The organism is Streptomyces sp. NPDC088354 (assembly GCF_044753585.1).
Taxonomy (GTDB): domain Bacteria; phylum Actinomycetota; class Actinomycetes; order Streptomycetales; family Streptomycetaceae; genus Actinacidiphila.
This window is the reverse complement of record NZ_JBIVNJ010000003.1, coordinates 224247-243924: the sequence shown is the minus strand read 5'-3', so window position 1 is coordinate 243924 and position 19678 is coordinate 224247. Positions and strand designations below refer to the sequence as shown.

At 74.6% G+C, this 19678-nt stretch carries 17 protein-coding genes; 11 read left to right on the top strand and 6 right to left on the bottom strand.

All coding sequences use genetic code 11. From position 1 onward, the window contains the following. Positions 1-8: 8 nt before the first annotated feature. On the bottom strand, positions 9-1610 hold the full coding sequence (locus ACIP98_RS07330; protein WP_401974201.1) for an alpha/beta hydrolase: 1602 nt from the start codon (positions 1608-1610) through the stop codon (positions 9-11). A 386-nt stretch (positions 1611-1996) separates the two neighbouring features. Here ACIP98_RS07330 and ACIP98_RS07325 point away from each other — a divergent pair, with 386 nt between their 5' ends. Both ACIP98_RS07325 and ACIP98_RS07320 read left to right on the top strand, forming a co-directional pair. Then, the gene (locus ACIP98_RS07325; protein WP_401974420.1) at positions 1997-3859 is read left to right on the top strand and encodes a Xaa-Pro dipeptidyl-peptidase; all 1863 of its coding nucleotides are present in this window, start codon (positions 1997-1999) and stop codon (positions 3857-3859) included. A 90-nt stretch (positions 3860-3949) separates the two neighbouring features. Then, a complete protein-coding gene (locus ACIP98_RS07320) occupies positions 3950-5248 on the top strand; it encodes an MFS transporter (RefSeq protein WP_401974418.1) in 1299 nt (432 codons plus the stop codon). A gap of 202 nt (positions 5249-5450) precedes the next feature. Here the strand turns inward: ACIP98_RS07320 and ACIP98_RS07315 are convergent, their stop codons facing one another. Beyond that, positions 5451-6584, bottom strand: coding sequence for a CaiB/BaiF CoA transferase family protein (locus tag ACIP98_RS07315; RefSeq protein ID WP_401974199.1), 1134 nt, complete (start codon positions 6582-6584; stop codon positions 5451-5453). 125 nt (positions 6585-6709) lie between these two features. Here ACIP98_RS07315 and ACIP98_RS07310 point away from each other — a divergent pair, with 125 nt between their 5' ends. The 4 genes from ACIP98_RS07310 (at position 6710) to ACIP98_RS07295 (ending at position 8875) form a co-directional block, all read left to right on the top strand. Then, entirely contained in the window at positions 6710-7093 is a 384-nt protein-coding gene (locus tag ACIP98_RS07310; protein WP_319658124.1) for a hypothetical protein, read from the top strand. Positions 7094-7196: 103 nt separating this feature from the next. Next, positions 7197-7385, top strand: a complete 189-nt coding sequence (locus tag ACIP98_RS07305) for a hypothetical protein (RefSeq protein ID WP_401974198.1) — start codon at positions 7197-7199, stop codon at positions 7383-7385. An 85-nt stretch (positions 7386-7470) separates the two neighbouring features. Next, positions 7471-7665, top strand: a complete 195-nt coding sequence (locus tag ACIP98_RS07300; protein ID WP_319658126.1) for a hypothetical protein — start codon at positions 7471-7473, stop codon at positions 7663-7665. 40 nt (positions 7666-7705) lie between these two features. After that, entirely contained in the window at positions 7706-8875 is a 1170-nt protein-coding gene (locus tag ACIP98_RS07295) for a barstar family protein (RefSeq protein ID WP_401974196.1), read from the top strand. Positions 8876-8885: 10 nt separating this feature from the next. On the opposite strand, the gene ACIP98_RS07290 is transcribed toward ACIP98_RS07295, so the two are convergent. Then, positions 8886-9386 carry a VOC family protein gene (locus ACIP98_RS07290; protein ID WP_319658128.1) on the bottom strand — a complete coding sequence of 167 codons (501 nt, stop codon included), beginning with the start codon at positions 9384-9386 and terminating at the stop codon, positions 8886-8888. 87 nt (positions 9387-9473) lie between these two features. On the opposite strand from ACIP98_RS07290, the gene ACIP98_RS07285 reads away from it, so the two are divergent. Further along, complete coding sequence (locus ACIP98_RS07285) at positions 9474-10028, top strand: MOSC domain-containing protein (RefSeq protein WP_401974194.1); 555 nt, start codon at positions 9474-9476, stop codon at positions 10026-10028. Here the strand turns inward: ACIP98_RS07285 and ACIP98_RS07280 are convergent, their stop codons facing one another. Beyond that, positions 10029-11420: a tannase/feruloyl esterase family alpha/beta hydrolase gene (locus ACIP98_RS07280; RefSeq protein ID WP_319658130.1), complete on the bottom strand. Its 1392-nt coding sequence runs from the start codon at positions 11418-11420 to the stop codon at positions 10029-10031. It abuts the gene before it with no gap. 348 nt (positions 11421-11768) lie between these two features. Here ACIP98_RS07280 and ACIP98_RS07275 point away from each other — a divergent pair, with 348 nt between their 5' ends. Further along, positions 11769-12788: a 2-oxoglutarate and iron-dependent oxygenase domain-containing protein gene (locus ACIP98_RS07275; protein WP_319658132.1), complete on the top strand. Its 1020-nt coding sequence runs from the start codon at positions 11769-11771 to the stop codon at positions 12786-12788. A gap of 37 nt (positions 12789-12825) precedes the next feature. Beyond that, the gene (locus tag ACIP98_RS07270) at positions 12826-13929 is read left to right on the top strand and encodes a PP2C family protein-serine/threonine phosphatase (RefSeq protein ID WP_319658133.1); all 1104 of its coding nucleotides are present in this window, start codon (positions 12826-12828) and stop codon (positions 13927-13929) included. A gap of 7 nt (positions 13930-13936) precedes the next feature. Here the strand turns inward: ACIP98_RS07270 and ACIP98_RS07265 are convergent, their stop codons facing one another. Both ACIP98_RS07265 and ACIP98_RS07260 read right to left on the bottom strand, forming a co-directional pair. Next, on the bottom strand, positions 13937-14872 hold the full coding sequence (locus tag ACIP98_RS07265) for a peptidoglycan recognition protein (protein WP_401974192.1): 936 nt from the start codon (positions 14870-14872) through the stop codon (positions 13937-13939). A 120-nt stretch (positions 14873-14992) separates the two neighbouring features. After that, on the bottom strand, positions 14993-15457 hold the full coding sequence (locus ACIP98_RS07260; protein WP_319658135.1) for an SAM-dependent methyltransferase: 465 nt from the start codon (positions 15455-15457) through the stop codon (positions 14993-14995). Between the two features lie 72 nt (positions 15458-15529). Here ACIP98_RS07260 and ACIP98_RS07255 point away from each other — a divergent pair, with 72 nt between their 5' ends. Continuing rightward, positions 15530-16300, top strand: a complete 771-nt coding sequence (locus ACIP98_RS07255; protein WP_319658136.1) for a methyltransferase domain-containing protein — start codon at positions 15530-15532, stop codon at positions 16298-16300. Between the two features lie 10 nt (positions 16301-16310). Beyond that, the gene (locus tag ACIP98_RS07250; RefSeq protein WP_401974190.1) at positions 16311-19664 is read left to right on the top strand and encodes a hypothetical protein; all 3354 of its coding nucleotides are present in this window, start codon (positions 16311-16313) and stop codon (positions 19662-19664) included. Positions 19665-19678: the final 14 nt, after the last annotated feature.

Below are 19678 nucleotides of genomic sequence, written 5' to 3'. Positions count from 1 at the left end.
GACACGGGTCAGCGGCAGACCGTGCCCGCCGGCGGGAGGGTGCCGTGCAGGAGGAAGCGGTCGACGGCGCTGTCGACGCAGACGTTGCCCCGGTGGTAGCCGGTGTGGCCGTCGCCGACGCGCGTGAGCAGCCGCCCGGAGTCCAACTGCCGCGCCAGCGCGACGGACTGCGGGTACGGGGTGGCCGGGTCGCGGGTGGTGCCGATCACGAGGATCGGGGCGGCACCCCGGGCGTGGACGGGGCGTGCGGGCTGCTGGGACGGGACCGGCCAGTGCGTGCACATCACCAGCGTGTCGGCGAAGGCCCGGCCGAACTGGGGGGACGCGCTCAGGAACCGGGGCAGCGCAGCCGCCGCGCGGACGGCACTGAGCCGCGGGCCGATCGTGGAGCTCAGGCAACTGACCGCGAGCTGCGCCTGGTCGCCCTCCTTGGACGTCTCCTGGCCATCGGCGATGATCTCCTGGAGGTCGTGGGCGTCGCCCGTGCGCACTCCGCGCAGGGCGTCGCGGAGCCGGTCCCACGCGGGGAAGCGGAGGCCGTCCACGACCGCGGCGGTCAGGTCGTCGCCCGTGACCTCGTCGTCCTTGCCCTGCCGGAGCGGCGACCGGTCGAGCACGGCCCGCAGGGTGTCCAGCGTGCGGGCGGCCCCCGGCAGGCTGCGGCCGACCGGGCAGTCGGGGCGGGTCGCGCAGTCGGCGGCGAACGCCTCCCACGCGACCTGGTAGCCGCGGGCCTGGTGGAGCGTGGTGTCGAGCGCGCCGAGGGAGGGGTCGAGGGCGCCGTCCAGCACCACGTGGCCCACCCGTGAGGGGAACAGTTCGGCGTAGGTCGCGCCCAGGTAGGTGCCGTAGGAGAAACCGGCGTAGTGCAGTCGCCTGTCGCCGAGGAGCGAGCGCAGCATGTCCATGTCCCGGGCGGCGTCGGGTGTCCCGACGTACGGGAGCAGCCCCGCGACGTGCCGCTCGCACTCGCCGGCGGTCTTCCGGTACATGGTGTCCCACGCGTCGATCTCCGCCTCGTCGGGCGTGGGGGGCACGGGCGACTGCATGAAGGCGACCGGCCGGCCCGTGCCGCAGTCGACCAGGGTGCTGTGGCCGACGCCCCTGGGGTCCATCGCGACGAGGTCGTAGGCGCCGCGCACCGAGGAGGAGTACGCCGTGGCGGCCTTCCACAGGTAGTCCATCGCGGAGGCGCCGGGACCGCCGGGGTTGAGCTGGAGGGAGCCGAGCCGCGCGCCGCCGGTGGACCTCTTGCGGGTGGCCGAGACCAGGATGTCGCCGGCCTCGGGATGGGCGTAGTCCAAGGGCACGCGCATGGTGGTGCACTGGAATCCGTCGGCCCGGTCGCAGGGCCGCCACGCCAGAGTCTGCCCGTAGTAGGCGCGCAACCGCGATGCCGCGGCGGCCCCGCCGTCCGTCGCCGGGGCGCTGCCGGACGGTGCGGGGCGCGGTGCGGGAGAGGCCAGCGGCGGGGCGGCGCAGGCGGTGAGCAGCAGGGCGCAGGCGCCCAGTGCGACGAGGGTGCGCCGGGGGGTGCGGCCGGACACGGCGCCGGAGGGAGGGCTGGAGGAGGGGCCGGACGTGAGGCCGGTGGTGCGGGCAGCGATCATTGCCGGCGTTCCTTTCGCGCCCCGCCGAGCCGCGGGGCCAGTCGGGATTCGGCTGCGGTCCCCGGGGCGTGTGCCACCCGTCGCGCCGTGGCCGGGTCCGCTGCGAGGGGTGGCCCTGCGGTCCACCCGTCGACCCGGCTGCGTGACCAGCTCATCACGTGGCGTGTTCGGCGGACAGTTCGGCTACGCCGAACGCGTGAACGGGGCCGTGTGCCACGGCTGTCCCGCGCGGGCTCCGCGCGCCGCCCCCGGTGGGGGAGCCCCTTGGCAAAGCCCCTGTTGCGAAACGGAGTTGGCCGGGAATCCGCTGTTGGCATGACACTGCCAAGCGTTAGCGTCCGCGAGTGCCCTCCCTGCCGTGCGTCCCCCGTGTCCGTGTCCATGCGATGTGCGTCGTCGCGGCCGTCGTCGCCGCTCTCGCCGCCGTACTCCTCCCGGCGACGTCCGCGTACGCCGCCTCGGGCGGCACCGTCCGTGACGGCCTCAGCCGGCCCGACTACTCGTACGCCGACGCCATCCGCGAGGCGGTGTGGGTCGACACGGGACGCGACAGCGACGGCGACGGCCGGACCGACCGGGTGGCCGCCGACATCGTGCGTCCGAGGGAGGCCGCCGCCGCGGGCCGCAAGGTGCCGGTGATCATGGACGCGAGCCCGTACTACTCCTGCTGCGGGCGCGGCAACGAGAGCCAGACCAAGACCTACGACGCCCAAGGGCGCATGGTCCAGGCGCCGTTGTTCTACGACAACTACTTCGTGCCGCGCGGGTACGCGGTGGTCCTGGTCGACCTCGCAGGGACGAACCGCTCCGACGGCTGCGTCGACGTCGGCGGACCCTCGGACATCGGCTCCGCCAAGGCCGTCGTCGAATGGCTGGGCGGCCGCGCCACCGCGTACACCTCGCGCACCGGCACCCGGACCGCCGCGGCGGGCTGGTCGACCGGCGACGTCGGCATGATCGGCAAGAGCTGGGACGGCACCATCGCCAACGGCGTCGCGGCGACCGGGGTGAAGGGGCTGCGGACGATCGTCCCGATCAGCGCGATCAGCTCCTGGTACGACTACTACTTCCAGCAGGGCGCGGCCCTGTACGACTCCGGCCCCGACTGGCTCTCCGACTACGTCGAGAGCACCGGCGCCCGCACCCGCTGCGCCGCCGTGCAGGAGGCGATCGTCAACGGCGCCCCCCGCAGCGGCGACTGGACCTCCTTTTGGAGCGAGCGCGACTACACCCGGCACGCCGGCAAGGTCCGCGCCAGCGTCCTCGCGGTGCACGGCATGCAGGACCTCAACGTCCGCACCAAGCACTTCGGGCAGTGGTGGCAGGCGCTCGCGGCCCACGGCGTGGAGCGGAAGGTGTGGCTGTCGCAGACCGGCCACGTCGACCCCTTCGACTACCGCCGCGACGCCTGGGTTGCGACCCTGCACCGCTGGTTCGACCACTACCTGCTGGGCGTGCGCAACGGCATCGAGATCGAGCCCGCCGCCGACATCGAACGCGCCCCGGACCAGTGGAGCACCGACCGTGCCTGGCCGCCGTCCGGCACCGAGCCCACCCGGCTGAGCCTGCGCCCCGGATCGACACCCGGCCTCGGGGTCCTCGGCCGCACGCCCGCCGCGCCCGGCAGCACCGAGGCCTTCACCGACGCCCCGCAGCGCGGCGAGGAGGACTGGGCCGCCGCCGCGGACACCGCGGGCCCGGACAAGACGGTCTTCAGCACCGGAACCCTCACCGGCGCGTTGCGCCTGTCCGGCAGCGGCACGGTCACGGTCACCGCCTCCGCGTCCACCACGAGCGCCCACCTGTCGGCGGTCGTGGTCGACCTCGGCCCCGCCACGATCCGGAACTTCCTCGGCGCCAAGGAAGGCATCACCGACCTCGCCACCCGTTCCTGCTGGGGCGCGAGCGCCCCCGGCGACAGCGCCTGCTTCCGTGACACGTCCGCGGACACCGCCGACGTGACCCGCACCGTGGTCAGCCGCGGCTGGGCCGACCTCGGGCACGCCGCCTCCGCCCGGCACGGCCGGCCCCTCGTCCCCGGGCGCGCGTACACCGCGACCATCACCCTGGCCGCCACCGACCACGTCGTCCCGGCCGGGCACCGGCTCGCGCTGATCGTCGCGGGGACCGACGCCGGCCTCCTGGAGCCGCCCGGCAGCACCCCGGCCGTGACGATCGACCTCGCCCGCTCGTCCGCCTTGCTCCCGCTGTCCGGAAGCCTGCCCGGGGCAGCGCATTCCGGGCGGTGACAGGGGCGGGTAGGGTCGGCGGGTCAGCGATAGTTGTACAAGGAAGCAAAAGGCCCCGTGGACAGCACCAAGAACACCGCCGCCACCCCGATAGAGGACGCGGCCCGCGCCGCCGACGACGAACCCTGTGAACCCGAGCGCCGCAACGGCATGCGGCGCTGGCTCATGGACACCCGGCCCCTGCGGCACCCCGCCTACCGCCGCCTGTGGACCTCGACCACCGTGACCGCCGTGGGCAGTCAGCTCACGGCGGTCGCCGTTCCCAAGCAGATCTACGACATCACCGGCTCGTCCGCGTGGGTCGGCTACTCCAGCATCGCCGGCCTCGTCCCGCTGGTCGTCTTCGCCCTGTGGGGCGGCGCCGTCGCCGACAGCGTGGACCGCCGCAAGCTGATGCTCGTCACCAACATCGGCGTCGCCGTCACCTCACTGCTGTTCTGGGTGCAGGCCTTTCTCGGCGCCGGCTCGGTGTGGCTGCTCATGGTCCTGCTCGCCGCCCAGCAGGCCTGCGCCGGCATGAACGCGCCCGCGCGCAGCGCCGCCGTCGCGCGGCTCGTACCCCCGCAGGAACTGCCCGCGGCCGTGGCCCTCGGCTCGACCGTCATGCAGACCGGACTCGTGGTGGGCCCGCTGCTCGCCGGCGCCCTCATCCCCGTCCTCGGCCTGCCGACCCTCTACCTCCTGGACGCCATCGCGCTGACCGCGACCGTCTGGGCGGTCTTCCGGCTGCCCGCCCTGCCCCCGCTGGACAAGAGCGGTGCCGCGGTGTCCCGGCGCGGCGGCTGGCGCGAGGTCGGGGCCGGCTTCCGCTACATCACCGCGCAGCGCATCCTGCTCCTGTCGTTCGTGGCCGACATCCTCGCGATGGTCTTCGGCATGCCGCGCGCCCTGTTCCCGCAGCTCGCCGCGACCACCTACGCCCCCTGGGGCGAAGGGCTCTCCCTCGGCCTGCTCTTCGCGGCGATCCCCATCGGCGCGGTCGTGGGCGGTCTGTTCTCCGGCACCTTCTCCCGGGCCAAGCGGCACGGCCTCATGGTCGTCATCGCCGTGGCGGGCTGGGGCGTGGCCATCGCGGGCCTCGGACTCAGCGGCAGCCTGTGGTGGGCGACCGCGTTCCTGGCGCTCGCCGGCTTCGCCGACATGGTCTCGATGGTGTTCCGCAGCGCGATCCTGCAGTCGGTGGCCACCGACGACATGCGCGGCCGCATGCAGGGCGTCTTCACCGTCGTCGTGGCGGGCGGGCCGCGCGTCGCGGACCTGCTGCACGGCACGGCCGGTTCGGCACTCGGGTCACGGACGGCGGTCACCGCGGGCGGGGTGCTGGTCGTGGTGGCGATGCTGGGACTCGCGGCGGCGTTCCCGGTCTTCACCCGCTACCGGGGGGCGTGAGACCCGGAGTTGCCGAGTGCCCCGGTCCCGCTGTGGCGGACCCCGGCGGCGACCCGGCGACCCGCCCCGTCCGGGTCAGGACCAAGGGGGCGGTGCACCACTGCGAGCGTGGTCGGCAGCGTGCCGAGCCCGAGGTTACCGGGTGTGCCGCGCGATCCCCGCGGCAGGGGCGGGCGCGGCACCCGGATGGCGGCGGGAACCGTCAACCGGAGAACTCCCCCCGTACGGCCTCCGTGTGAGCGCCGAGGGCCGGCACTTCCCGCATCGGGCTCTCCCGGCCCGCGACCCCGACCGGTGGCAGCAGTCCGTGCAGCGGTCCGGCGGGAGAGCCGAACCGCCGCCAGCGCGAGCGCGCCGCGAGCTGCGGATGGTCGGCGAACTCCGGGACGGTGCGCAGCCGGGCGTTGGCGATCCCGGCCCGGTCCAGCAGGGCCATCGCGCCGTCGGCGGTGTGCCCGGCCAGGCACGCCTCCAGCTCCGCGGTGAGTTCGCCGTCGTGCGCGCGGCGCAGCGGGTTGTCGGCGAAGCGCGGGTCGCGGGTCAGCTCCGGGCGGCGCAGGACCTGTTCGCACAGTGCCACCCACTCCCGGTCGCTCTGCACGCTGAGGAAGACCACCGCGCCGTCGCCGCAGCGGTAGGGCCCGTACGGCGAGATCGACGGATGCCGGGCGCCGCTGCGCGCGACCGGCTCGCCGCCGTAGGCCTGCGAGTACAAGGGGTGGCCCATCCATTCGGCGAGCGCGTCGAACAAGGAGACCTCCAGGGCCGTGCCCTCGCCCGTCCGCTCCCGTTCGTACAGGGCGGTCAGGATCCCGGCGTACGCGTACATGCCGCCCGCGATGTCGGCGACGGAGATGCCTGGCCGCGCGGGGGCCTCCGGGCCGCCGGTGATCGACAGCAGCCCTGCCTCGCACTGGACGAGCAGGTCGTACGCCTTCTTGTCGCGGTAAGGGCCGTCCGGCCCGTAGCCGGAGATGTCGCAGGTGATCAGCCGGGGGTCGCGGGCGCGCAGCGCCTCCGCGGCGAGCCCGAGCCGCCCGGCCGCGCCCGGCGCGAGGTTCTGCACGAAGACGTCGGCGCGGGCGACGATCCGGTCCAGCAGCGCGCGGTCCTCCGGCTGCTTGAGATCGAGCACCACGCTCTCCTTGCCCCGGTTGCACCACACGAAGTACGCGGACATCCCGCGGACCGTGCGGTCGTAGTCGCGCGCGAAGTCCCCGCCGGGCCGCTCCACCTTGATGACACGGGCCCCGAGGTCGGCCAATTGCCGGGTCGCGTACGGCGCGGCGACGGCCTGCTCCAGGGCGACGACCGTGATGCCCTCCAGAGGCTGCATGCGCGGTTCCTTCCGCGGGCGTTGGGTCGGCAGGGTGAACGCGTGCGTCGATCAGCCTAGTGAGCTGCGGGGTTGCGCGCCCGGCCCGGTAAGGAGGGAGGAGTACGCATCCGGAGGAGCAGCGCATGCCGCACATCGCAGGGCGACCTCCTGGCCGGTTCCGGCCCGCGGGCCGTCCGGTGCTCTTCGTGGCGCTGGCGTGCCTGCTGCACGCGCTGTGCGGCCTGTGGGGACCGGTGCCCGTGGTGCCGCCCGAGCGGACGGCGGCCGTGGCCGCCGTCACCGACGGGGCGGGCACGGAGACGCACCACCACCCGGCGCATGTCGCGCGCCGCGCCGCCCCGCACGCGGGTCCCCAGCACCGCGGTGCCGCTCCCCAGAACCACGCCTCGGCCGCCGCCAGGGGCGCGGCCGCCCCGGACCCCGTGGCCTCCGCCCTGTCGGGTCCGGCCCGGCACACCTCTCCGGCCGGACCCCCCGGCCACTTGCACGCCGTCCTGCGCTGCTGACAGCGCCCGGCCGCCGCACCGCACCGCACCGCACCGTTCCGCACTGCGCCGCGCGGCCTGCCGCCATGCCCCGCACCAGGACGAACACCGCAGGAGAAGCACCATGCCCGTGGACATCTACGCCGCCCTGGGCGCGCTCGTGCGCGCCGAGGCCACCCGCGACCAGGAACGCAGGCCCGAGGCCCCCGACTCTGCCCCGGCCCCCGCCGCCGGGGACGCGCCGGACGGCCCGCGGACGGCCGACGCGGGAGCGCCGAAGGCCCAGGAAGACCCCGGGGCGGGCGAGGACTGACCCCGCTCCGGCCGGGAACCGCCACGGCGCGCGCCGCGTTCACCCATGTGAGCGCGGCGCGCTGCCGCGGACGGAGGCGGGGAAGATGTCCAATCGCGCGAAGTACGTCGTCGGCGGCCTGGCGGTCGGCCTGGTGGCGTTCTGGGTCCTTGCGGCGTTCCTCCCCAACTGGATCGCCCTGCTGATCGTCCTCGGCGTCCCCACGGCCGCCTACCTCACCCTCGACCCCTCCCAACGCCGCCGCCTGCGCCGTGCCGGCCGCAAGCAGATTGGCCGTTAGGCAGGCGTCCTACCGGACACGCGCCCGGTGAAGGGACGGAATGCGAGCCGGAGACCACATCGGGTGGCGCAGGGACTTCCCGGTCACCCATCTACTGGTCCGCGAGGACGAGGACGGCGTCGAGCGCCTGTGGGGGCGGTGCGCCGGAGTCGACGGGTTCTTCGCCGACCGGGTGCCGCCGCCGCGGGAGATCCTGACGTTGCGGGGGTGCCGCCCCGAGGGTGCGCTGCGTGAAGCGCTCGACGATCTGGACGGCGGCGGTGGCGCCGGCCGGCTGTTCCGCGATCTGCTGGTCGAGGTCTGGGACGAGCAGCGGCCGGTGCAGTGGCTGACCCTGACCGACGCCGTGATCATCGCGCGTCTGCCCGGGCGGACCGACCCTGCGCTGGTGGATGTCGTGGTCGGGGCCTCGGTCGAACAGGACCCCGCGGAGAGCCGCGAGGTACCCAAGGCCCCGCGTTTCGAGTTGCACGCCAACGGTCCCGTGGGGACCTGCCTCAGCGCGGACGGCCTGTTCGACGACCGTGACGGTCCGCCGAGCGTGCCGATGGAACTCCTCGGTTGCGAGCCCGCCGAGCCCCTGCTCGCCGCCCTGCGTCGACCGTGTCGATCGCAGGGGACGTGGGGGGAACTGTGGGCCCTGGACCGCGTCGGCCGCAGGATGTACCACCATCCCCTGGTGCTGGACATCGCCCGGTCACGGCCGTCGGTTCTCGGCGGCACCCTCGTCGACATCACGCTGGCCGACGGCGGCCAGGACCGCCCTCCACTGCTCGCGCGTCCGGTCTGGGAGACCTGGTACCGAGGAGTGCCGGCGATCCCCAACCAATGGGCCCGCTACGGCAATGAGGGCAGGAACGCGTGGCTGCGGCTGGCCCTCGGCGGTTACGTCGGCGGGGAACCGGACCGGTCGGGCGGAGTCCATCACCTGGACGGGCGGCATGTGACCGACGTTCCGGGGCTGCACTGCGCGATGGCCGAGGCGATCGTCGGGCCGGGCGGCTACTACGGCTGGGGAGGCGATGCCCTCGACGACTGCCTGACCGGCGGGTTCGGCGTGACGCCGCCCTTCACGTTGATCTGGCACGACGCCGCCGTCGCCCGCGAGGCGCTGGCGGACGTCGTGTCCGGCCCGGCCGGAGAACTCGGCTACTTCGAGGACATCGTGCACCTCCTGAGGAAGCGCGGGGTGACCGTCGTCCTCGACTGACTCCCGCGCGTCAGGTCACGGAGCCCGCCGCGGCTCCCGTCGCGAGGTCGGGGCCCCAGCGGTCGAGGGCGGCCTGGAGGTCGAGGGGGAGGGGGCCGGCGGCTTCCTGGGCGGCGGGCCAGTCCTCGCGGGGGACGCGCCACATGATCTCGAACTCGTTGCCGTCCGGGTCCTTGGCGTACAGGGACTTGGACACCACGTGGTCGCTGGCGCCGACGAGCGCGCCGCGTCCGGTCAGCGCGCGGGCGGTGTCGGCGAGTTCGCCGAGGGTGCCCACCTCCCAGGCGAGGTGGTAGAGCCCGACCCGGCCCTGCTCGGGGCCCGGCGCGTCCGGGCCGATCGCGAACAGCCCCAGGTCGTGGTCGTTGAGGGTGTCCCGAGCGCTCAGGAAGGCGGCGCGGCCGGGGATCTCCACGTCGACCTCGAAGCCGAACACGTCGGTGTAGAACTCGACGGACCGGGCGACGTCACGGATGTAGAGCACGGCGTGGTTGAGACGGCGAACAGGCATGAAGCCAGCGTAGGTGCATTTCCTTGAAGTCTCAATAAATAAGGAGGCTAGGCTGATCCAGTAGCCCGGACGAAGGGAGCGCGTCCCGTGACCGTCACCGCCACCGGCACTGTCGTCGCCGTCAGCCGCGACGAGGGACACCACTTCAGCAAGCCGACGCGCGAGAGCATCCGCCTGCTGGCCGGGCTCGGGGTCGAGGGCGACGCGCACCTCGGGGTGACGGTGCAGCACCGCTCCAGGGTGGCCCGGGACCCGACGCAGCCGAACCTGCGTCAGGTCCACCTGATCCACGGCGAACTGCACGACGAACTGCGCGCGGCGGGGTACGAGGTCGCCCCCGGCGAGCTCGGCGAGAACGTCACGACCCGCGGCGTCGACCTGCTCGGCCTGCCCGTCGGCACCCGCCTGCGGCTGGGCGGCGAGGCGGTCGTCGAGGTCACCGGACTGCGCAACCCGTGCCTGCAGATCGACGGGTTCCGCAGCGGGCTGCTGAGCCAGGTCGTCGGCCGTGACGAGCGGGGCAGGGTCGTCCGCAAGGGCGGCATCATGGGCGTCGTGCTGACCGGCGGCGAGGTGCGGCCCGGTGACCGGGTCGGCGTCGAGCTGCCCGAGGGGCCGCACCGCCGGCTGGAGCGGGTCTGATCAGCCCAGCGCGCAGGAGTTGACCACGTCGCCGCCCGCCGGACGCGGGACCGTCCGGTCACCGGGCGGGGTGCGCCCGTGTTCCACCCAGGCCGTCAGCGCGCCCAGGGCCTCGCGGTAGCAGGGCAGGACCGGCCGCAGCCGGTCCGGATGGCTGTCGTACAGGCCGTCCACGTGGTTGCCGTCCGCCACCCGGTAGTAGCGGTGCAGACGGCCGCGTCCGGCGCCGTCGATCATGCGGTCGTACACGTCGGAGTCCGCGGCGATCGGCAGGAGCGTGTCCAGGGTGCCGTGGAGGGTGATCATCGGTTTGCCGATCCGGCCCGTGAGCGCGACCCGGGCGACGGCGCGGTGCACGGCCGCCGGCCGCGCGGCGTAGTCGTAGTCCGCGTCCGAGGCGCAGGGCGCCAGGATCTCGGGGACGGTCGCTCCGGCGCTCGCCCCCGGGCATGCGGGGTCGTAGGAGGGGTCGAACTCGGCCCGGTACGTCTTCTGCGTAATGCCCCAGTACGCCTGCTGGTGGTACGGCCACAGGAATTCCGAGCCCGGCGCGAAGCCCGCCGCGAGCAGGTCCGCGTCGCCCGCCCGGCCCTGCGCGCGGGCCACCGTCACCGGCAGCGACGTCAGCAGGTTGGGCCCGTCCGCGGTCCAGAGCGTGCCCTCCCAGTCCACGCCGCCGTCGTACAGCGCCGGATGGTTCTCCAGCTGCCAGCGGGTGAGGTAGCCGCCGTTGGAGATGCCGGTCATGTACGTGCGCCGCGGCGCGTGGCCGTACCGGCCGGCGACGGCGGCCTTGGCCGCCACGGTGAGCTGGGTCGTGCGCCGGTTCCACTCGGCGATCGCGTCGCCCGGACGACGGCCGTCGGTGTAGAAGTCCGGGCCGCTGTTGCCCTTGTCGGTCGCGGCGAATGCGTAGCCCTGCGCGACCGCCCAGTCGGAGATGAGCACGTCGAGCGAGTACTGCTTGCGGGTGCCCGGCGCGCCCGTGACGATCAGGCCGCCGTTCCAGCGGTCGGGCATCCGGAGCACGAACTGCGCGTCGTGGTTCCAGCCGTGCGTGGTGTTGAAGTGCGAGCTGTCCGGGAAGTAGCCGTCGACCTGGACGCCCGGTACGCCCGAGGGGCGCACGGTGCCCGCGGCGGACAGCCCCGCCTGGTCGGCGGTGTCGGTGTACGGGGTGCCGGCCAGGCCGGTGGTCGTCAGGTCCGGAAGGCACGCGCGCTGCGCGAGGGCGGCGCCGGGAACCACCACCCGGTCCAGCCGTGCGCAGTGGCCGGCGGTCGCGGTCCGCGCTTCCGCGGGCACCGCCGCGGTGCCCAGCAGGAGGGTCGCGGCGGCCAGCAGGGGAACGCTCTTCGGGACACCTCTGGTGAGGCCTCTCCAGGGGCGCATGGTGCCTCCAGGGCACGTCGGGGTCGGTTGCCGCCACATCGTGTCCGCCGCCGCGCGCCCGGACCATGGCGTCGCCCCACGTGCGCGGGACCCCGGTCATGGGTGCGGGTGACACGGGTCACGGAGCGTCGTCACGCGGAGCAGTACTCTTGGCCCATGCTTCTGCTCGTGCGCCGCCGACACGTGGACTTCGTCCGCGTCACGAGCATGTCCTGTCGCCGCAGCGGCTGAGCCCCGCCACCCGTCTCCCTCCCTTCCACCCGGCCCCGCGCCACCGCCCCGAAAGGGCCCCGCGCGGAGCGTTCGGCCACCGCCGTCGCTGCCGGGCCACACCCTGCGGAAAGACACATGACGCTCCAGCTCCCCGTGATCGACCTGTCGGCCGCCGACCGCGGCCCCGAGGCCCGCGCCCGGCTCCACCGCGACCTGCACGCCGCCGCCCACGACGTCGGCTTCTTCCAGCTGACCGGCCACGGCGTCACCGCCGAGGAGACAGCCGCCCTGATGCGCGTGATCCGCGCGTTCTTCGCCCTCCCCGAGGCGGACCGGCTCGCCCTCGGCAACCTCAACTCCCCGCACTTCCGCGGCTACACCCGTATCGGCGACGAGCGCACCGGCGGCAGCCGGGACTGGCGCGACCAGCTCGACGTCGGCGCCGAGCGGCCCCGGCACGTCCCCGCACCTGGCGAACCGCCGTACTGGTGGCTCGAAGGCCCCAACCAGTGGCCCGCCGGTCTTCCCGAACTGCGCGAGCGCTCCCTGCGCTGGATCGACCGGCTCAGCGGCGTCGCGCACCGCCTGCTGCGCGAACTGCTGGCCTCCATCGGTGCCCCCGAGGACTTCTACGACGACGCCTTCGCCGACGAACCGCACCTGCACCTGAAGCTGGTCCGCTACCCCGGCACCGCTCCCACCGGCGACGGCCAGGGCGTCGGCGCGCACAAGGACTACGGTTTTCTGACCCTGCTGCTGCAGGACGAGGTCGGCGGCCTCCAGGTGGAGCGTGCCGACGGCCGCTTCCACGACGTCCCGCCGTTGCCCGGCGCCTTCGTCGTCAACCTCGGCGAGCTCCTGGAAGTCGCCACCGACGGCTGGCTCAAGGCCACCAACCACCGCGTCGTCAGCCCGCCCGGAGCGCGCGAGCGCTTCTCCGTCCCCTTCTTCTACAACCCGCGGCTCGACGCGCGGATCGCCCCGCTGCCCTTCGCGCACGCCCACCACGCCCCGGGCGCCACCCAGGACCCGGCCAATCCGCTGTTCGCCGAGTACGGACGCAACGAGCTCAAGGGGTGGCTGCGCGCCCACCCGGAGGTCGCGCGGCGTCACCACCCGGACCTCGTCGCGGCCGAGGCGGCGGCCGCCCACTGACCCGGCGGGCGCGGCCGTCCGCGGTTACCGTGCCTGTATGGGGAAGGTTCCCGCGGAGGACGGCACGCCGCAGATCGCCACGCTGCAGATCACCACGCCGCCCCAGTGGTTGCGGCTGCTGCCGGTCGTCCTGCTGGCCGCGCTGATCGTGGCGCAGGGCGTCACTCCGGGCCACGTGGAACTGGACGCGTACTACGCGGCGGTCTCCCCGCTGGCCGCCCTCACCTACGGGGTGCTGGGCACGGCCGTCACCGCGGTCGCTGTGGTCGTGGTGATGGCGCTCCCGGTCGTCGGCTCGGGCACGCTCTTCGGCGCCGAACAGGGCGCCATCGTGCTGATCGGTGTCCTCAGCGTGGTGATCGCGGGGGTGGGCCGCCGCTTCCGGGGGCGGTTGGTGGAGGTGGGCTCGGTCGCCGAGGCCGCCCAGAACGCCGTACTGGCACCCGTGCCGCCCCAGGTCGGTGCGGTGCGCTGCGCGGCGCTGTACCGGGCGGCGCAGCGCGGCACCCTGGTGGGCGGCGACCTGTTCGACGTGCGGGACGGACCCCACGGTGTGCGGGCGCTGATCGCCGATGTGCAGGGCCACGGACTCGCCGCGGTGTCGACGGTCGCCTCCCTTCTCGGCGCCTTCCGCGAGGCGGCGCTCGACCAGCCGGACCTGAGGAGCGTCGCCGGGCGCCTGGAGCGGCGTCTGCTGCTGGACGCCGACGCGAACGGCGAGCTGTTCGCGACCGCGTTGCTGCTGGAGTTCCCCGCCGGCGGAGCGGCGGTGCGGCTCGCCTGCCACGGGCACCCGCCCGCCCTGCTGCTGCGCGACGGCGCGGTGGAGGAGCTGAGGGCCGATCCCGCGCCGCCCCTGGGCACCGGACTGCCGGGCCTGCCGCGGCCCGTGACGGTGGAGGTGGAACTGCGGCCGGGTGACATGATCCTGGCCTACACCGACGGTGTGACGGAGGCCAGGAACGCGTCCGGGGTCTTCTACCCGCTCGCCGGCCGGCTCGCCGCGCGCCTGGCCCTGGGAGCCCACCCCTCGCCGCGCGACGTGGTCGACGCGGTCTGGGAGGATCTGACCGGCTACGCGGGTGTGGTCGGCGACGACGTCGCGCTGCTGGCGCTCACCTCCGCGCGGCTCCAGTCGTAGTACCGGGTCAGCCCTTGCGCGCCAGCGGCCGGCCCTGCAGCCGGGCCGCCTCGGCCCGGATCGCCGGAAGGGCGGCGTACAGGGCGTTGCCGGGGCAGTCGGTCATGAAGGCGTCCCGGTGACCGGCGATGACGTGGAAGACCGCGCGCTTCCCCTTGTGGAAGCGGCTCTTGTCGTTGCTGGACACCAAGGTGACCTTGGAACGGGGGTCGATGCCGGAGATCCCGAGCTTCCAGGCCGCGAGCCGGGCGATGCCGTCGGTCAGCGCGTGCGTCACGCTGCCGGGGGCGTCGAAGGTGCCGACCGCCGCGACACCGATGGTGTCCTGGTTGAAGCCGACCGCGTGCGCGCCGGTCACCGGCTTGCCCAGGCCGCCGGCCCGGCCCTCGTAGATCGTGCCGCACTTGTCGACGAAGAAGTTGTAGGCCACGTCGTCCCAGTGCTTGCCGCGCACATGGCCGGTGTAGATGTTCCGGATGATGCGGGGCACGTCCTTGCAGGCGTAGCCGTTGCCGCTGTCCGTGTGGTGCAGGAAGACCGCTTCCACCGCGTGGCCGTAGTGGGGCGCCTCGTGGCGCAGCGACTCGTCCGCCCCCCAGGAGGCCCGGGTGACGATGCGCGGTTCCGCGGCGGGGTAGGCCGGGACCCGGTGCATCGTGACGCGGTCGGTGAGATTGGGGAACGGCTGTACCTGCGGGGTCGGGGCCGGGCGGGCGTACAGGACGGGCGGCGAGGGGGAGTGGACGACGGCACGGTGCACGCCCCACGCCGTCAGGGCGACGAAACCCATCGCTCCGGTACCGGCGACCAGGACGGTCGTCGTGCGGCGGGACCGGCGCACGGCCCGGTGCGCGCCCTTGATGTGGCGCTGCGGCCCGTCCGACCCCTGGCGCGACCCGCGGGTTCCGTGGTGCGAGCCCGTGGCCGCATGCCTTGACTGCATAAAGGAACATCAGCCCATATGCGCGAACGGGCCGGAGAGGACACGCCGCGTACCGCCGCCGCCTCACCCGGATGCCCGCCGGGAGGCCGCGGGGCGCACGGGCGCCCCCCGCCCCCGCAGTCAGTAGTAACGGCGCATCAACTCCCCGGCCCATGCCGGTTCCACGACCTCGCCCCGCGGTGCGAACCCGGTCATCCACGGCTTGATGTCGAGCACCGGCGTGCCGTCCACGGCGTCGAGCCCCCGCACGTGGACGTCCAGTCCCTCGACGCGCAGCAGCTCGCAGCGCGAGACGCCCAGCCGGTTGGGCCGGTCCTTGCCGCGCTGGGCGAAGATGCCCGTGCGGGGCCACGCGGTGTTGCCGCGGGGGTGGCGCGCCCCGGTCTGCTCCCGCTCCGGCGGCACACGGTCGAAGCGGTAGACGACCTCCAGGTGCGAGAAGGCGTCGAGCCCGAACAGCGCCTCGGGCCCGAATCGCCCGGCGTCCAGCCGGATCACCGCCTCCACCCCGCCCCAGTCGTCGTCCTCGACGGCGGCGCGCCCGCCGCTCACCCGGCCGACGGAACGGACCTCGATCACGGACATGCCCGCTCCCCTTTCGCTCACTATGCGAGACACGGGTATCACTTGGTGGACGATCCTGTCTAGTGTGAGGTCATGCCGAGGGAATGGGACGCGACCACCTACGACGCACTTCCGCTGCCGCACGAGCAGTGGGGAAAGCGGACGCTCGGCCGGCTCGCCGCGTCCGGCCCCCGCCGTGAAGCCCGCGTGCTCGACCTGGGCTGCGGGACAGGCCGCGACACCGCCGCGCTGCTGGACCTCCTCCCGGACGGGTACGTCGTGGCCGTCGACGGTTCGCTGCGCATGCTCGACCGGCTGCGGCAGCGCCTGGCCGGCCGCATGGACCGGGTCGAGGCCGTCCACGCGGACATCACGCACGGGTTGCCGCTGCGCGAGCCCGTGGACGCCGTCGTCAGCGTCGCCACCCTGCACTGGATCCCCGACCACGCCGCGCTCTTCGGTGAGATCGCCCGCGTCCTGCGCCCCGGCGGCACCTTCGTCGCCGAATGCGGTGGCCCGGGCAACATCGCCCACGTCTCCGCGGCTGTCGACGACGTCCTCGGGACGCGGCCCGCCGTCTGGCACTTCGCCGGCGTGGCCGAGACCGAACAGCGGCTGCGCGACGCCGGGTTCACCGACATCGACGTCGCCCTCGCGCCCGACCCCGCGCGCCTGGCGGCCGGGGACCAACTCCTGTCCTACCTGGCCGTCGTCGTTCTGGGCGGGCAACTGGAGCGCCTTCACGAGGACGAGCACGAGGCCTTCGTCCGGGCCGTGGCGGAGCGCCTCCCGGAACCGGTCGTGGACTACGTGCGGCTCACGATCACCGCGACACGCGGCCGTTCCGGCGCGCCGGGGGTGTAATTCGCTTGCGGTGCCGGGGGACGACGGGAACCATCGCCCCTGCGCCGCCCGGCACCGGCGCCCCCGCGACCGTGGACGACGACCGCCAGGGACGGGGACCCAGGAGAACTCCCGAGGAGAAGTCCCCGCTCTGTACACGCACTTCGACCACCTTCCTTTCCCGGCCCGGATACGGGCCGTCGCGGAACACGCCCGGTCCCTCGACGAGGACGGCTATCGCGCCGCCCGTGCCGCTCTCGCGGACGGGGACCCCGACGAGCGGCACTTCGCGCTCTTCCTGGCCGTCGTCCGGCGCGACGTCGACGCCGTGGCCGCCGCGCTCGAAGACCCCCGGCTGCGACGCCGCGCCCTGGCGGCGGCCATCCGGCTGCCCGTTCCCGACGCCGCGTTGGCGCGGATCGCGCTGAGCGACATCCGCGGTGTACGTCGGGACGCCTACCGTGTCCTGCGGCTGTCCCGGCGCCGTGAACTCGCCGCACGACTGCTCCCGGAGGTCCGCGAGCGGTACGGGGACGCCGAGGCGGCGCAACTGCTGCCGGCCTGTCCGCCGTCCACGGTGGGGGAGTGGCTGCCCCGGCTCGACGCGCCCGCCGGCGTGCTGTCGTCGCTCGCCCGCACCGCGCCCCGAGCGGTCGCAGAACACCTGGTCCGGGCAGCGGCGCAGGCCGAGGGCGCCACCCTCGCGCGGTACCGGTTCGTCCAACGCCACCTGCACCTCGCGGAGTCCGTGGCCCGACGCGACCCCGGAGCCGCGCTGATCCTCGCCGAGAAGGCGCCGCACGTCATGACCGGCGAGGCCGTGGTCGCCGCCCTGCGCCGGCCCCGGGACCTGCTCGCCGCCGTCCGCCGAGCGGGCCTCACGCACCTGCCTCTCGCCGACGGACCGTTGCCCAGGAGCGTCCGCCGCGCACTGCGCGGACTGGCTCCGGAGGACCTGGCCGCCCTCGCCGCGGTGTGCCGCATCCAGGATGACGAGCACCGGGACCTGACGGAGCCCGTCACCGCCGACCCCCTGCTGGCGCTCGTCCCATCGGACGCGCGCCTGCGGCTGGTGCGCGAACGCGTGCCCCACGGAAACCGGCACAGGGTGCCGGTCAGCGCGGTCGCCGCGCTGGACCCCGAGGATCGCGCCGAGTTCGTCCGGGACCTGCGGGTGGGTCCGGGGCGCGGGCGTGACAACCGGCTGCGCCTCGGCGTCCTCCTTCCGCCGGCCGAGGCCGAATCCCTCTACCGGGGTCTGGCCGACGACTTCGACTTCCACCAGAGGAGTTCCGCCTGGCCGGGACTCCTCGCCGCCGCGGCCCAGCACGGCGACCCCGCCGGGTACGCCCGCGTCTTCACCATGTGTGAACGCGCCTGGCACGACATGTACGTCGTACGCCAGGCGGCCCTGGAACAGGCGGCCAACGCCCCCGCCCGGCTGCTGGCGGCCGTCCCGTACGCGGCCTTGCGGGACGCGGCCCGGACCACCGTCCAGTCCCACGACTCGACGCCCTACACGCTCCGGGCCGCCGAACGGCTCCTGCGGCGGGCGGCAGTGGCGGCCGCGACGCGGCACGACCACGAACGCGCTGCGGCTGTCGCACTGCTGCTCGCCCAGATCGTCGCGGACACCCGGTTCCCGGGCCACGGGACGCCACTGGACGTCGACCGGTCCGCCGCCCGGGCGATCTGGGCCGCGGGCCACCAGAGCGGCGGCACCCGGAACGCCCTCGGCATCGCCGCCCTCCTGGAGCGCCATATCGCCGCGTTGCCCGGCTGCGACGACTTCCTCGCCCGTACGGCTCTGGAGAGCGACGATCCCGCCGTCGCCGCCCGCGCCGCCGGCGTCTGGCTCGCCGACCCCGCGACACGGGAAGCACGTGCCGCGGAACTCCTGCGATCCGGCAAGCGGTTCTCCGCGGTCCCGCGCCTGGAGGAGACGGTGACACGCCGCCGCACCGACCTGCTGGAGAGCCTGCCGGCGGCCGCCGCCGTGCCGCCGTGGCTGCCCAGGACGCCCTGGACCGCCGAAGGACGCTGGCTGCCCCCACAGCGGGCGCTGATCGCACAGCACTTGGAGCGCGTGGCCGCCGACGACGACCTGCCGCTCAGGCAACGCACCCGCGCGGCCTCCCAGTTGCGCGACGCCACAGTCCTCGGGCGGCTGGCCGAGGGGGAGGTTCCCCAGCCCGTGGCGGCCGCCGCCCTGGCCTCACTCGGCCGTATGGCCGACCGCGCCGCGCTCGCCCCGCTGCTGGAGTACGCCGGCACCGGCGGCGTGCGCGGCAGGGCCGCGATGGCGGCGCTGCGCCGGCTCCTCGACGGAATTCCCGACGCCGAGGCGGTCGAGTGGCTCGGCGGGATCGCCCGCGACCCGCGGGCACCCGTCGGCTCGCGGAAGGAGGCGGCACGGGCCCTGGGCGAACGCCCCGGTGAGCAGGCGTTCGGCGCCCTGCTGGCCGCCTGGGACGTGCCCGGCCAGCACCACGACGTGCTCGCCGTGCTGGCCGTTCCGCTCAGTGCCGCCCTGGAGCGGCCCGGGATCGCCGCCCGGCTGCGGTCCCGGATGGGGCACGCGGCGGTGCGGCAGGCCGTCATCGGCGGCCGCCGGGACGCCGTCCCGGCGGCGGAGGCCCACACGCACTTCCTGGCGGCCCTGGTGAGAGAGGGAGGCGACCCGGACGTCGTGGAGGCCGCCTGCGGCGCACTCAACACGGTCGTCCGCGAGCACCGCGCGGACGAGGTCGTCGCCGGAGCGCTCGCCGCCGCGCTGTGCGACCCGGCGCGGCTCCCTGACGAGCGGTACAACGCCGGGTACGCGCTCTCCGGGGCGGCGGCGCGTTCGGGGACGGCCGCCGCCGCGCTGCGCGACGCGCTCGGCGCTCTGGCGGGCGGCCGGGCGGAATTGCGCCTCCTCGACCGTCTCGCGGCCAATCGCCACCACCCGCGCACCGCGGTGGTGGACGGCGTGTACGCGGACGCACTGGAACGGGCGGGACTGGGCCGCGCCGCCGCCCGCGCGGCTTTCGACGCCGCGATCGCGGCGTTGCGTGAGGGGGACACCGGCCCGGATCGGTGGGACCGCTGCCTGCGACTGGTCGAGCGGCACCCGTACGCCCTGTCCCTCGACGACCGGCGTCCGATGACGCTCGGCGCCGACGACGGCTCCACCCTCCGAGCCGTCCTCGAAGTGGCCCGCGCCCTGGGTGAGCGTCCCGGCACACCGGCCGGACTGGCCGCGGTGCTCCTGGTCCGCTCGGGCGGGGAGGCCACCGGGTGGACGGGACCGTGGCGGGACCAACTTGACGCCCTCAAGGCGCACGCCGACCCGGACGTCGCGCAGGCGGCACTTGTCGCGGAGCTGAGGCGCCCGGCCGGGTGACGGGCGCCTCGGAA

What these genes read in the sequence shown, in the direction of transcription:
- ACIP98_RS07270 (WP_319658133.1), top strand. Translation starts at nt 12,826, where the DNA reads ATGGGGAAGGTTCCCGCGGAGGACGGCACGCCGCAGATCGCCACGCTG.
- ACIP98_RS07305 (WP_401974198.1), top strand. Translation starts at nt 7,197, where the DNA reads ATGCCCGTGGACATCTACGCCGCCCTGGGCGCGCTCGTGCGCGCCGAG.
- ACIP98_RS07275 (WP_319658132.1), top strand. Translation starts at nt 11,769, where the DNA reads ATGACGCTCCAGCTCCCCGTGATCGACCTGTCGGCCGCCGACCGCGGC.
- ACIP98_RS07290 (WP_319658128.1), bottom strand. Translation starts at nt 9,386, where the DNA reads ATGCCTGTTCGCCGTCTCAACCACGCCGTGCTCTACATCCGTGACGTC.
- ACIP98_RS07325 (WP_401974420.1), top strand. Translation starts at nt 1,997, where the DNA reads ATGTGCGTCGTCGCGGCCGTCGTCGCCGCTCTCGCCGCCGTACTCCTC.
- ACIP98_RS07310 (WP_319658124.1), top strand. Translation starts at nt 6,710, where the DNA reads ATGCCGCACATCGCAGGGCGACCTCCTGGCCGGTTCCGGCCCGCGGGC.
- ACIP98_RS07255 (WP_319658136.1), top strand. Translation starts at nt 15,530, where the DNA reads ATGCCGAGGGAATGGGACGCGACCACCTACGACGCACTTCCGCTGCCG.
- ACIP98_RS07315 (WP_401974199.1), bottom strand. Translation starts at nt 6,584, where the DNA reads ATGCAGCCTCTGGAGGGCATCACGGTCGTCGCCCTGGAGCAGGCCGTC.
- ACIP98_RS07260 (WP_319658135.1), bottom strand. Translation starts at nt 15,457, where the DNA reads ATGTCCGTGATCGAGGTCCGTTCCGTCGGCCGGGTGAGCGGCGGGCGC.
- ACIP98_RS07295 (WP_401974196.1), top strand. Translation starts at nt 7,706, where the DNA reads ATGCGAGCCGGAGACCACATCGGGTGGCGCAGGGACTTCCCGGTCACC.
- ACIP98_RS07280 (WP_319658130.1), bottom strand. Translation starts at nt 11,420, where the DNA reads ATGCGCCCCTGGAGAGGCCTCACCAGAGGTGTCCCGAAGAGCGTTCCC.
- ACIP98_RS07300 (WP_319658126.1), top strand. Translation starts at nt 7,471, where the DNA reads ATGTCCAATCGCGCGAAGTACGTCGTCGGCGGCCTGGCGGTCGGCCTG.
- ACIP98_RS07330 (WP_401974201.1), bottom strand. Translation starts at nt 1,610, where the DNA reads ATGATCGCTGCCCGCACCACCGGCCTCACGTCCGGCCCCTCCTCCAGC.
- ACIP98_RS07265 (WP_401974192.1), bottom strand. Translation starts at nt 14,872, where the DNA reads ATGCAGTCAAGGCATGCGGCCACGGGCTCGCACCACGGAACCCGCGGG.